Here is a 12,967-nt window from a genome sequence, read left to right on the forward strand (position 1 = left end):
AGTTCAGCCATGATATGCTGTCGCGTCGCTTGCCGGATCTTCAGTGGCCGATTCCGGCGCATCCGTCACACCTTCCTGTCCTGCATGGGCCCTGACTTCGGTTGCCCGTTCCTCGATCTCCTTTGCGAAGACCTCCAGCATCGACGGACCTGCTGGCATTGCTGCCACCTCCTCGACCGCAGCGGGCAGTTCGCGCAGCAATCGTGCCGTCACCTGCTCCACCCTCTGCACCGTTCCCCGCGCTGCCAGTCCTGCGGCTTCGGCCATGCGCCGCCAGTGGCGACCGTAGATGTGGCGGCCGCGGCGCTGCTCGCCGATCGCCTGGGCGTGGTTCTGGGTGATGTTGGTCCAGGCGAGGCCCGACATCAGGTCGTAGAGCGGGGCAAGCTGCGGGGCACCGGGGCCGAGCAGGATCGAGTAGTTTTTCGCGTGGGAGTCCACGTTGCCGATGGCGATATTGAAGATCACGGCGTCCAGCAGCCGGGTGATGTCGCGCGCGGTCATGTGCTGGCGGACAACCGCGAACATGTCGGCGATCGAGGGGCCGCGCGTGCCGGTGCCGTTGAACTCGTATTTGGCGGCGGGCGGACGGCCGAGGGCCTGGCAGAAATCCTCCTGATGCAGGCGGTGCACGTTATTGCCCGCGCCCGTTCGGTCATAGCGCTCAACCAGCAGGTAGCTGCGTTCCCCTGCAATGCCCGTCGTCACCGGCGCGACATTGAGACCGATCCTGCGAGCGAGAACCATGCACAGCGCTTCATTCTGGACGCTGCCGGGCAGGCGTGGATTGTCGGGCTTGAGGATATGGGTGGATGGCGCGCCGTTGATCGGCACCGCAATCTGGCCGTCGATGACAGCCACCGGCAACTTTTCCTGCGCGCCGGCGAGGCTCATCGAGACACCGTCCTCGCCGACCAGGAATGGCCGCGCTGGCAGTTCCTCGATGATCCGCTCCAGTGCGTCGGCATCCGGGATCGTGCGATAGCCGGGCTCGCCTCGCGGCCGCTGCGGAGCGATGCTGAGCGCGCCTGCCAGATCGTTGCCGGTCTGGGCTATCAGGCCGAGCGCGTCCTCCGGCGCTGCACCGAGCGCGCGCGTCATGGCGCGCAGCGGTTCGCCCTCGGGCAGGAGGTTCATCAGCCAAGGGAAGACCTGTTCTCCCTCATAGGGCTTTGGCCGGATCGGCATGGCCAGCGAGACCGGGAAGCTCTCAGCGGATGAACGCCACGCATCCGCATAGGCAAGGCGGGTGGCCTGCGCGTCGGAGCTGATCGTAGCGACCAGACGGTCTTCGTAGTGAACCGGAAGGTCCACCGTCAGGCCTGCGAAATGCCGGTTGCGGTGAGCCGCAGGCCGACTGCCTTTGCGGCGGCAAGTGCCTTGCCGAGCTGGGCGGTGGGCTTCCCAGCTTCCAGATCGACGATGAAGCGTTCGCCGCTGTTGATTGCGAGCGCCAGCTCCCGCTGGGTAAGACCAAGGGCCTTGCGGGCCGAGGCGACGGCTGCGCCGAATTGGGTTGCGTTGTCGATCATGTCATTCTTACCGAGCGGGAAGTTGCCATATGTGTCGTAGAGATTCAAGAGCATTTCTTCCCGATCGGGAAGGAAGCCCACTGATGTTGAGGCCTATCCGGAAATTCTTACCGCTCGGTAAGTTGATTGGTGGCCTGGGCGGACGTTCTGTGCTATCGAGGGCGCGTCGAAGTCAGTGGATCTGTCCATGTCGATCGCCAGCGCTCAATACGACGCTGACGAAATACTGGCCACGACGCGGGCGGCCGCTGCATTGGTCGCGCGCTGGGGCGTTCAACCTGAAGCAGCCGAGCGGCTTCTTAACGGCGAAGGGCGGGCCGCAGCGCTACTCGGCATTCATCGCGCATTGCGATGCATGTTCGCTGACAGCGATAGGGCCGCGCGGTGGATAGGTGCTTCCAACGAGGCCTTTGCTGGAGCCAGCGCGCTGGATCTCATGCTGGCAGATGGCCTCGCAGGTATGCGGCGCGTCGAGGCCTACCTTGATGCGGAAATCGCCAGCTGAACAGACTGGTGACAGATCCTGAGCGGTGCAGCGGAATCAACCCGGCAACGCGCTTGCAGGGCCCGATGGCTTGCGGAAGCTGCCTTGCAGCACCTTTGCACCGGCCCTGAGCTGATCGAGATAGTCCGCCCAGCTCTGCATCATCCTGATCCGCTCATCCCAGTGCTCGCCGCGCGCGTAGGCGCGGCGGACGTCATCGGTCTCGGCATGGCCAAGCTGGCGCTCGATCGCGTCTGGGTTCCAATGGCCCTGTTCGTTCAGCAGCGTGCTGGCCATGGCGCGGAAGCCGTGCGCGGTCATCGTGGTGCCGTCGAAACCCATCCGTCGCAGTGCAAGATTGATCGTGTTTTCACACATGGGCCGGTCGCGCTTTCCCTGGGCGGGGAAAAGGTAGCGACGGTTGCCGGTAATCTCGCGCAGCTCTTCCAGGATGGCGAGGACCTGACGGCTGAGCGGCACACGGTGCGCGACGCGCATCTTCGTCTTGTCAGCGGCGATGGTCCAGATGTTGCGGGTGAAGTCGAATTCGCTCCACTCGGCTTGCCGCAGTTCGCCAGGGCGCACGAAGACGTAGGGGGCGAGCCTTAGCGCCGCATGGGTGACCGGATAGCCTGAATAGGCGTCGATCGCGCGCAGCAGTTCGCCCGCTTCCTTCGGTGTGGTGATAGCGGCGCGGTGCGTCACCTTGGGCACGATCAGTGCGCCGCGCAGGTCTGCTGAAACGTCCCGGTCGGCGCGGCCGGTGGCGATGGCATAGCGGAATACCTGCCCGCAGGTGCTGCGCAGCCTTCGTGCGGTTTCGTAATGGCCGCGCTTTTCGACAGCGCGCAGGATGGCGAGAAGTTCGGGCGCCTTGATCTCGCCGACCTTGCGGTCTCCGATAATGGGGTAGGCGAATTCGAGCAGCCATGTCAGCTTGCCGACGGTCACATCGGCACGACCCTCGCGTCGGGCCTTGTCGAGCCACTCTTCGGCAACGGCCTTGAAGCTGTTCACATTGGCAAGCGGGCCGGTGATCTTGTCGATCTTGCGCTTGGCGGCGGGATTGATGCCTTCTGCGATCTGCTTCTTGATCTCCAGCCGTTTGGCGCGCGCCTCGGCGAGGGTGACGGTCGGATAGACCCCCAGCGCGGCTGTCGCTCGCTTCTCTCCAAAGCGATAGTCGACCCGCCAGCACCGCTGACCGGCCTTGGTGACCAGCAGGTACAGGCCGCCCCCGTCAGAGAGCTTGTAGGGCTTGTCGCGCGCAACTGCCTTTCGGACTGCCAGATCGGTAAGCATGAAGCCACCTTTTTGCCGGTTTTGATACCGTCAAAAATACCGTCGGATACCGTCAATTGCAACGATTTCAGCCGGATGCCGATGGACGCTAGATCCGTGAAAAGCCTTTGATTTCTTCGATTTTTCCGGACGCTTGCGGATGCGTCCGGAAAGAAAAATGGTGCCAGAAGAGGACTCCCATGGAATAGTATTTTCTGTTTTATAACAGTGATATAGATGATTTGACTTTGGCAAAGGCCCGCAAAAAGGCCCACATTTCAATGTGGGCCGGAGGTTCGAGTCTGATCGTGGGACTCGAATCTTAAAAAAATGGCGGATTTCAGCCATTTGTTGACCGTGAGCAAAAATAGAACATTGCACCTCGGTGGGGACCGAAAGGCCCGCAAGAAAGCGGTTCATGGAACGTTCCAGCTTGTTCCGTCTATTCTCTAGCGATCCTTTCTGCCCAAGATTGAAGCTGCTTGTGACAGCGAATCTAGCGAAGCGGGCGAGTCAGAATAGGCCACCGCATAGGTGTGGGTGGTGCAGAGCCACCGGAAACTGTGCCTACTGTTTTGCTCCCGAACGGTAGCAGATTTTCCAAGAATGCTCGCGACTGGAGTGATTGATCCCGTACGGGGGCATTTAGCCGTCCGAAATGCCGTCGTCTCATCGGGGGCCAGCGGCCAGACCGAGGGGCAGATCACGCGCCTTGAGCTCACGAACTGGCAGAGGCACAGCAGTGCAAAGCTCGATCTGCTGCAAGTCCGACTAATCGGTGCAACTGATGAGTCCGACCGGCAAAAGTGAATCAAAGCCAATTCTCAGCGCAATTCAACATTCACTGGGCTGATTGCTGAACCGCCCGCGCTACGCGCGTACGAAAGAGAAAAACCTTAATCTCTTTAGGCCGGAGCCGCCAGGATGCGATTTAATTGATCTCGTGTCGACACGAATCCCACTACGTGGCAGGTCGTGAAAACCTTTACATGCCTTGCCGAGCTTTGTCGTTGCAATTGAAACCGCACTGTCATAGTTTTCAATGGCGTAGCGAAGATGTGCTGCGTCGAGGCCTGAGAACCTTGCTCTGGTAGCTTTCCCGTTTCTGCCGTCGCGTGCGGCCGGATCGCCGTTGTCCATGTCCAAGTCCTTCGGGGCCAAAGGCAAAGGCGCATGTCTCCAGACGTGTTCTCAGGATCCGGCCAACCACCGGAATGCCTCGCGGGCTGGGGCTTGGCGATTGACGAAACCTCTTGCAGCACAGGCAGGTCATGACAGCCATGGCCAGAACACCGAACAAGCGCTTCCACCGGACGTGGCGGCGATCGAGGCCGAGTTCCGCCGCTCCCGCCCCTCGCTGCTGCGCAAGCTTGCTCGCAAGACCGGATTGACCCTGGCGGAGGATATCGTCCAGCAGGTGTTCGTGCGCCTGATGACAAGCCGCCAGCGTCAGATCGAGAACCTCTCCGGCTATGTGCGGGTTGCGGCAGACAACGCGCGCAAGGACCTGATCAGGCAGGAGGTGCGCCAGCACCTTTACAGCCACGAGCCGTTCGAGGACATTCATCCAGGATGCGATCTGCAGGCACAACTCGAAGCGCGCGATCGCCTTGCCCGACTAGAACAGGCACTTTCCCGTCTCAAGCCGCTCACGCGAAACATCTTCCTTGCCCGTCGGCTCGATGGTTATAGCTATGCCGAGATCGCAGAACAGACGGGGTTGAGCGTGCGGGGCGTGGAGAAACAGATGAGCCGGGCGCTCAAGGCCCTGGCGCGGCATCTCGCCGAGGATTGACCGCGGGTGACGAGGCAACCCATTCCCGGCAAGATCCGCGATGAAGCGGCTGAGTGGCTGGCGCGCAACGAGAACGCCGGTCAATCGCGTGCGCCCGGCTTCGAGACCTGGCTTGCCAGCGATCTGCGACACCGTCTCGCATATGCCGAAGTGGAGCGCGCGTGGCGCGATAGCCTGGCGCTCGATCAGAGCCCCCTTGGCCAGCAGCGCAAGCTGACCCGTGCACCGCTGCACCTGCAACGCAGCACACAGCTCGCCGCCGTCGGCGCGTGCCTGTTGCTTGGCATGGGATTGCTGACATTGCGGTTTTCAGGGGACCATCCGGTAATCGGCGTTGGAACCACCGTTGAGGCCAGGACATATACCACGGCCGCAGGCGAAACGCGAACGTGGCAGCTTGTCGATGGAAGCTCCCTGACGCTCAATGGGCCAAGCAAGGCACGAACCCACATCACTCCCGCTAACCGCCTGGTTACGATTGATGCCGGTCGCGTTCGCATCCGTGTGGCCCGGCGCGGCAGGGATGCCATGCAGATCATGGGTGCAGGCACCAGGATCGACAGTGCTGCAGGCACGGTGGAAATTGCGCTCGCCGCAAATGGTCTGCGCGTCGAGGTCCTGGATGGCCAAGTGCAGGTGCAGAACGCCGATGGTGCTCGGCACACCCTTGGTCGCGGGGCTCACACGATCGAAGCGCGGCCATCCGGGACCGAGCATCGCTCCGAGCGCAGCTCTTCTGCACTCCCTCCAATGACGACCGGTGACCGCATATCGGTGGGAGAGGCGGTCAGCCTGCTCAACGCGCGCAATGCTGTTCAGCTTCGCCTTGCAAGTCCTGCACTGGCCAACAGGATTCTGGCAGGTGCGATCCGCCTCGATGATCCAGAAGGCTTTGCGAGCATTCTCGAGGCCCTGGGCGGAATCAGGGTGACGCAGCGCCCCGGCATGCTGGTGATCGACACGGCCTGAAGCTTCCAGCGTTCCCTCGCGGACCGTGTGAACGATCCGCGTGCCGTCCGACCGGCGGCATCTTCTGGATGCAAGAGACCTCATTCGCTTCCCGGACAGAGAAAAGGCGGCGGTGCATCGGTGCGCGCTGACGGCTCGGCATGAGCTCCACAACCACGGGGTGAACGGCTGACCGCCTGCGGGCCGTCCGCGACGAGGCCCTGCAAAAAATCTGGCGGGTGTTCTTGCGCGACGTCGTCCCAACCGATGCGCGTCCCCTGAGATGGACGCGAGGGAGGCAATCATGACGTTCAAGACATCAACATATGCCATGGTCATCGCAATGCTGACGGCACCTTTCGTGGCGGCAGCGCCAGCGGGCGCGCAGGAGACCGATACCCTTCCGCTGGACCTTCCGGCGCAGGCCATGGCGCGATCGCTCCACGATCTTGCCGCCAAGGCCGGTGCAACCATCGTCGCAGACGACAAGCTTGTGGCGGGCCGCACCGCTCCTGCAGTGCAGGGGACCTACACGCTCGCTGACGCGCTGGGCAAAATCCTCGAAGGCTCAGGACTTCAGGGCATCGCGACGAGCCAAGGCTACGCGATCCGCCCGGCAGGATCGACAACGCCAACGCGTGGGACATCCGCAGACAGCACGGCCGACGATATCGTGGTAACCGGCACGCGCATTCGCGGTTCGGCGCCGGCGGGCGCTGCCGTGATCGCGATCGGCCGAAAGGCGATCGAGGAAAGCGGCAGGGCCACCGTACAGGACCTGGTATCGGTGCTTCCGCAGAACTTCGGAGGGGGCCCCAATGAAGGCACGCTCGGCTTTACCCAGCGGAACAATGCCAATGCCAATATCGGTTCGGGTGCCAGCATCAACCTGCGCGGCCTTGGCACGACCTCGACCCTGACGCTCGTCGATGGCAATCGGCTGGCGCTGGGAGCCGCGAGCTCCATCGTCGACATTTCACTGATACCGGCCAGTGCCATCGAACGCATCGAAGTCCTCGCAGATGGTGCGTCAGCCATCTACGGCTCCGATGCTGTTGCCGGCGTGGTCAACGTACGCTTGCGGCGCGGATATGAAGGTGCCGAGACGTCGTTTCGGGTGGGCATGGCTGACGGCTTCAGCGAGGTGCAGGCAAGTCAGCTCGCGGGTCTGCGCTGGAGCGGCGGCAACCTGATGGCGGCCTATGAATTCTACCGCCGCGACCGCCTCGCGGCCCAGGACCGCGACTACGCAACAGAGGACCTTACCCGCTTTGGGGGCCCTGACTATCGCCAGGCCTTTGCCAATCCAGGCACGATAACGGCAGCCAATGGCGCAATCTTCGGTATACCGGCCGGACAGGATGGCAGGGCGCTTGCGCCAGGCGACCTGCTTGCCGGCGTGCGCAATCTTGGCAACGGTCGGCGCCTGACCGACATCCTGCCACGCACGCGCCGTCACGCAGGGCTTATCGCGCTTGAACAGGACCTGTCGTCGTGGCTGACAATGCGGCTCCAGGGGTTTGCTGCCGACCGCCGCTCGGACCAGCGTTACATCGTCTTCGGATCGCAGGTTACCGTGCCCGTGAGCAACCCGTTCTATGTCGATCCGATCGGAACGGGTCAGCCGATCCGCGTAGGTTATGATTTCCGGGACGACCTCGGGCCCACGGTCAATCGTTCGCATGTCACCAACTGGACGGTCGCGGGCGCACTGGACGCACGCTTCGGGGCATGGCGGGCCGAGGCTTATGGCAATCATGGCATCCAGCATGAAGAGCTGCTGCGGGACAATCTCGTCAATCGCGCCCGGCTCGCGCAGGCTCTCGCTGATCCCGATCCGGCCAAGGCCTTCAATGTGTTCGGTGATGGCTCTCACACCAGTGCGGCCACGATCGACTATGTGCGCGGATCATCGCTGACCAGTGCGCGGTCGCGCCAAACGACTGCCGGTCTCAAGTTCGACGGGCCGCTCCTGGCGCTTCCAGGGGGAGCGCTGACACTGGCAGTCGGGGGAGAGTATCGCGAGGAGGGCTACGGCTCGCGCAGCCTTGCGGATGAAACGACGCTTGCGCCTGTCGCGAGTGGCGACAATGGATATCCGCTTGCGCGTAACGTGATTGCGGGATTTGCCGAACTTCGTGCACCGCTGGTTGGCCCCGAGCAGGGCATTGCGGGCGTGTATCGGCTCGACCTGTCGGTCGCAGGACGAATTGAGCGCTACTCGGATTTCGGGACGACGACCAATCCCAAGGTCGGACTGACGTGGGAACCGGTGCAAGGCCTTGCGCTGCGAGGGTCATATGGCACCTCGTTTCGTGCACCCGGCTTCTTCGACGTGCGCCAGGGCCCCGGGCTCAGCCAGGTCGTGCCTATACCCGTTACAGACCCCGGTTCGCCCTCGGGCAGTAGCAATGTCATTGCCTTGTTCGGCAATGACCCGGGGATCGGACCGGAACGCGCGCGGACCTGGACGGCAGGTTTTGACTTCAAACCGCCTGCGATCCCGTGGCTTTCGATGAGCGCCACGTACTTCGACATTTCTTACAAGGATCGCATCTTCAATCCCGCGGTCGATGCTTTCACGTTCCTGGCCCAGCGGTCGCGTTACGAGCCGCTGATCACGGCCAATCCGTCGCCAGCGCAAGTGGCAAGCTTCTATGCGAGCCCCGATTTCAGCAATCCCTTCGGCATTGCTGCAGGCTCGATCCGCTACGTGATCGATGCGCGCAACGCCAACCTTGCGCGCAACCATCTCGACGGGATCGATTTTGATCTCAGTTATCGCCACGAGACAGCCCGAGGTGCGCTTTCGCTTGGTGCATCGGGGAGCTGGCTGTTCCACCTGACGCAGCAGTTGACGTCGGCTGCTCCGCGCACGCAGGCGCTCGGGACGATCGGCAACCCGGTGCGCTATCGTTTGCGCGGGCGCGCCGGGTTCGAGCAGGACGGTTTCGGGGCCACAGCCTTCGTCAATCACATGGCGGGCTATCGCAACACGGCGGTGGCACCGGTCGAGCCGGTTGCAAGCTGGACGACAGTCGATCTTACGCTTTCCAAGCGGTTTGGAGATGAAGCCGGGGCCTTGGCGGGCACGCGCTTTGCCTTGAGCATCACGAACCTGTTCGATCGCGACCCGCCTTATGTAAACAATCGCACCCCGTTCAGCGCAGCCGGCTTCGATCCCGAGCAGGCAAGCGCGGTCGGACGACTTGTCGCAGTGCAGGTGACCAAGTCATGGTGAAGCGATGGCATCCAGCCCCGCTGTCGCTTGCCCTGGTCGCCCTGGTCCCGTTTGCAGCGCAGGCTGCGGACGGGGCCGGGATCCGGCCCGCCATAGAAATCACGCGTATCGACAGCCCGTCCATCTCGCCGGATGGCACGCTTGCCCTCTGGCGCGAGTACCGCGCCTCGGTCGACCGCAACGACTATGATGTCGCATGGCTGGTGGCGCCGTCTGACGGTTCAGCGCCTGCCAGACGCATCGCTGATGCTGGGGAAATCGAATGGCTCAACGGCTTTCCCCTGACTTCAAGAGCGCAGTGGACGCGCGATGGCAGAACCGTGCTGTTTCGCAAGATCGCAGGCGGGCAAGTCCAGGTCTGGAGGGCGGCGACCGATGGTTCAGGCGCTGCGCAAGTTACCAGCGAGGCTGGCAATGTCAGGGACATGATCCCGCTTGCAGGTGGCAAGGCATGGTTGCTCGGGTTTGGCCCGGAGCGCGCCGCGATCGAGGCAGCCGAGCAGGCGGAGTACGATAGCGGAACGCGGATCGATGCGTCGGTCGACCCGCAACGGCCGCTGTATCGTGGCGATCGCATCGATGGCCGCTGGGCCAGCGGACGTCTCCAGGGTGCCTGGTTCGAGCAAGGCGGCATCATCGCCGCGGGCAAGCCCAGGCTCAAGGTGCTTGGGCAAGACCTCGCGACAATCCGCGATGCAACAGCCGAAGAAGCTCGCAATTACGCCTCCCGCCCGCGCTCGCTGGAACAATTGCAGGACTGGTACGTCGCCCTGCGCCAGCCCTCGGGCGATGCCAGAGGCATTGCGGCTGTCCTGTCCAAAGGCCTGTCGTGGCGTTTGGCCGTGATCAATGCCGAGGGGCAAGAGCTGGCGCGCTGCAAAGCCGTGCAATGCAAAGCCGCCCGGGCGCGCTCAGTCGTCTGGGCTGGCACGGACAATGCCCTGATTTTCGAAACCCGCAATGGCGACGGTGGCAGCACTCTGGCAAGATGGGACCCGGCCAGTGGGCAGGTCGAGGAGGTGTTCCAGAGTTCGGGCGAACGCAATGGCGGAGACAATGGCAAGGCCTGCGCAGCTTCGACGCGGAGGCTCATCTGCGTCGCGTCCTCGGCCAACGCGCCGCCGCGCGTGGTGGCAATTGATCTGGCAACACGCCATGAGCAGGTCCTCAGCGCGCCCAATGCGCCACTCGAGAACCCCGTCATCCGCTTCGACCGGCGGGTCTGGCAAGACGGCGCAGGGCGAACATTCTCGGGATATCTGGCCTTACCGCCGGACCAGACCGGGCCGGTGCCGCTGTTCATCACCTACTATTCCTGTGAGGGGTATCTGCGCGGCGGGACGGGGGACGAGTATCCCTTGCGCGATCTCGCGGCGTCGGGAATCGCTGCCTTGTGCATCAATCGTGATCCCGGCCTGGCGGGCGGCGGGGACAACGTCGAAGCCTACGCGGTCGCTGCCAGCGCCATCGCGGCGATCATCGGAGAGCTGTCCGGGCAGGGCAGGATCGATGCCTTGCGCGTCGGCATGGGCGGGGTAAGCTTCGGCGGCGAAGTCACGGCCTGGCTCGCCATGCACACCAGGTTGCTGAAGGCCGCAGCCGTAGCCAACGTCATGGTGACGCCAACCTATTACTGGTTCAATGCCGTCGCGGGGCGCGACGTGCCCGCCATGCTCAAGTCGGCCTGGGGCCTGGGAGATCCCGATACGGATCAGGCCGGGTGGAGGCGCGTATCCCCCGCCTTCAATGCCGACCGCATCTCGGTGCCCTTGATGATGCAATTGCCCGAGCAGGAGTATCGCGCCAACGTCGAGCTCCTTGCGCGGCTGCAGCGCGCCGGGAAACCTGTCGAACTCTGGGCTTTTCCCGGTGAAATGCACCTCAAGTGGCAACCGCGTCACCAACTGGCGGCCAACTTGCGCAACTTCGACTGGTTCAGGTTCTGGCTGCTGGGAGACGCGGGCAGCAAGCCTGCGGATCCGGCATCCTGGCAACGCTGGCGGGATATGAAGCCCTGATCGCTCATCGGTCCGCCTTCGCCATGGCTGGTCGATTGCGCCGGTCAGCAATTCAAGGGTCGCCAAGCCAGGCGCGAAGCCAGCTCTCGGTGTCGATCAGCGGCAGGAGAAGATGTGCCCGAGGATCGGCGCGCCTTGCCTTTTCCCGCAATGCGCTCTTCACTCTGGCCAGATCGAGCAGGCCCTGGCGCGCGAGATGGCCATCGAGCAGAAACGGCATAAGCGCTTCCGCCTGCTGCTCTATCGCAGCCAGGGCATAGCCATCGAGTGCCCCTTTGCTGCGTCGATCGCGGATCAGGTCTGGCAGGCGGTTTGCAAACGCGGCACGGGCTACGGCCCGGTCCTGCCCGCCCTCGACCCAGAGCCAGCTTGGTATGCGCAAGGCGGTCTCGATGACGGGCTGGCTGAGCAACGGAAACCGCGTCGGGGCTATGGTGTGGCGAGGATAACCGTCGACGTGGGCGAGGCTGGCGAGGATGGCATGAACATGGTCCCGCTTTCCGGGCAACATGCTGCTGGTTTCCGCGAGCCAGGGGTGCAGCGGTGCATCGGGCAAGGGCACGGTATCGGCGAGATATCCGCGTGTGCGCGGCCAACTGCCCGGATCGCTCGCGCCTCGTGCCAGCTGCCAGGCCCTGCCAGCGACTGACCAGACACTCGCATTGTGATAGCGGGCAATTGCCTCGATCGTGCGCCAGGTGGACCTGGCGGCCCAACCCGACCGGATCGCGGCATCCGCTGCGGCCCCGGCAGCGTTGGGCGTTGCAAAAACGCAATCACCACCCGCACCGCTGAAGAATGCCGTGATCGCTTGCGCTGCGCCTTCCTCTGACAGCACTGAATCGGCCGCGCCGAGGATCACCGGCAGGCCCGGACGGGCTTCGCGGGTGCGGGCCCGTCCAACCAGGTTGGATATCCCGACTTCGCGGAATTTGAGCGCGATGCCTGCAGCATCGGCGGCCGCCTGTGCATAGACGCGCTCATCGCTCTCCACCGAGCCCGTTGAAAGGCTGACCGCTTGTCCCTGGCCCTGACACCTTGCCAGGGCTGCTGCGATGATCGAGGAATCAAGCCCACCCGACAGTTCGAGCAGGACCTTGCCATCACCTGCCAGGCACCGGACAGCCTCATCTATGCCGCTGGCAAGGCCCCTGCTGGCGCCAGCGAAGTCTGCGATCTCGATATCAGTCCGCACGAACGTTCCCGGGGACCAGGCCATCGTTCGCCGCGCCGGTTCCACGGAAAGATCGAGCCATTGCCCGCCCAGAAGTTCTTCGATGCCGACAAGGCCGGTCTGCGCAGTCTTGAGGTGCAGGAAAGCAAGATGGTTCGCGACGAAAGACCAGTCGATCTGCGGCCTTACACCGCGCGCAGCCGCAAGCTCTGGAAGATGCGAGGAGATCCACAGTCTGCCGGCCACAGCGGCCGTGTAGACTGGGAGATGGCCAAGCGGCGCTCGCAGCAACCACGATGGACGCCCGCTCTTGGACATGTGCAGAGCAAGGTAGTTGCCCCAGCAATGCGTCACGAGCAGGTCGGGATGAAGATCGGCGCGCTGCAACACCGCAAGATCGCCGAAGATCTGTCCGATGATCACAGTCCTGCCGATTTGTCGACATGCGGTCGATGGCGAGACATGGATGGCCAGCCCTTCGAACGTTCTTGCGC

The 12,967-nt window shown here is 63.3% G+C and carries 10 protein-coding genes; 5 read left to right on the forward strand and 5 right to left on the reverse strand.

The features are described from left to right. Positions 1 to 3: 3 nt before the first annotated feature. Together ACZ1JX_RS17550 and ACZ1JX_RS17555 are read right to left on the reverse strand one after the other, a co-directional pair. The gene (locus ACZ1JX_RS17550) at positions 4 to 1,314 is read right to left on the reverse strand and encodes a HipA domain-containing protein (protein WP_465124770.1); all 1,311 of its coding nucleotides are present in this window, start codon (positions 1,312 to 1,314) and stop codon (positions 4 to 6) included. A gap of 2 nt (positions 1,315 to 1,316) precedes the next feature. Then, positions 1,317 to 1,586, reverse strand: coding sequence for a helix-turn-helix domain-containing protein (locus tag ACZ1JX_RS17555; protein ID WP_465124771.1), 270 nt, complete (start codon positions 1,584 to 1,586; stop codon positions 1,317 to 1,319). Between the two features lie 133 nt (positions 1,587 to 1,719). Here ACZ1JX_RS17555 and ACZ1JX_RS17560 point away from each other — a divergent pair, with 133 nt between their 5' ends. After that, the gene (locus ACZ1JX_RS17560; protein WP_465124772.1) at positions 1,720 to 2,037 is read left to right on the forward strand and encodes an MbcA/ParS/Xre antitoxin family protein; all 318 of its coding nucleotides are present in this window, start codon (positions 1,720 to 1,722) and stop codon (positions 2,035 to 2,037) included. A 36-nt stretch (positions 2,038 to 2,073) separates the two neighbouring features. On the opposite strand, the gene ACZ1JX_RS17565 is transcribed toward ACZ1JX_RS17560, so the two are convergent. Both ACZ1JX_RS17565 and ACZ1JX_RS17570 read right to left on the reverse strand, forming a co-directional pair. Beyond that, entirely contained in the window at positions 2,074 to 3,318 is a 1,245-nt protein-coding gene (locus ACZ1JX_RS17565) for a tyrosine-type recombinase/integrase (protein ID WP_465124773.1), read from the reverse strand. A gap of 30 nt (positions 3,319 to 3,348) precedes the next feature. Continuing rightward, positions 3,349 to 3,717 (reverse strand): hypothetical protein, encoded by a 369-nt coding sequence (locus ACZ1JX_RS17570; RefSeq protein WP_465124774.1) that lies wholly within the window; start codon positions 3,715 to 3,717, stop codon positions 3,349 to 3,351. A 718-nt stretch (positions 3,718 to 4,435) separates the two neighbouring features. On the opposite strand from ACZ1JX_RS17570, the gene ACZ1JX_RS17575 reads away from it, so the two are divergent. The 4 genes from ACZ1JX_RS17575 to ACZ1JX_RS17590 all read left to right on the forward strand — a co-directional run bounded on the left by ACZ1JX_RS17575 (position 4,436) and on the right by ACZ1JX_RS17590 (position 11,299). Next, entirely contained in the window at positions 4,436 to 5,092 is a 657-nt protein-coding gene (locus tag ACZ1JX_RS17575) for an RNA polymerase sigma factor (RefSeq protein ID WP_465124775.1), read from the forward strand. Positions 5,093 to 5,098: 6 nt separating this feature from the next. Beyond that, a complete protein-coding gene (locus ACZ1JX_RS17580) occupies positions 5,099 to 6,061 on the forward strand; it encodes a FecR family protein (RefSeq protein WP_465124776.1) in 963 nt (320 codons plus the stop codon). A gap of 283 nt (positions 6,062 to 6,344) precedes the next feature. Beyond that, positions 6,345 to 9,281 carry a TonB-dependent receptor domain-containing protein gene (locus ACZ1JX_RS17585; protein WP_465124777.1) on the forward strand — a complete coding sequence of 979 codons (2,937 nt, stop codon included), beginning with the start codon at positions 6,345 to 6,347 and terminating at the stop codon, positions 9,279 to 9,281. Next, positions 9,275 to 11,299 carry an Atxe2 family lasso peptide isopeptidase gene (locus ACZ1JX_RS17590; RefSeq protein ID WP_465124778.1) on the forward strand — a complete coding sequence of 675 codons (2,025 nt, stop codon included), beginning with the start codon at positions 9,275 to 9,277 and terminating at the stop codon, positions 11,297 to 11,299. Before ACZ1JX_RS17585 ends, ACZ1JX_RS17590 begins: the two co-directional genes overlap by 7 nt. Before the next feature lie 52 nt (positions 11,300 to 11,351). Here ACZ1JX_RS17590 and ACZ1JX_RS17595 read toward each other — a convergent pair whose 3' ends face one another. Next, positions 11,352 to 12,896, reverse strand: coding sequence for an asparagine synthase-related protein (locus ACZ1JX_RS17595; protein ID WP_465124779.1), 1,545 nt, complete (start codon positions 12,894 to 12,896; stop codon positions 11,352 to 11,354). Positions 12,897 to 12,967: the final 71 nt, after the last annotated feature.

It is taken from the genome of Novosphingobium sp. BL-A-41-Hi4A-0G (genome assembly GCF_055521735.1).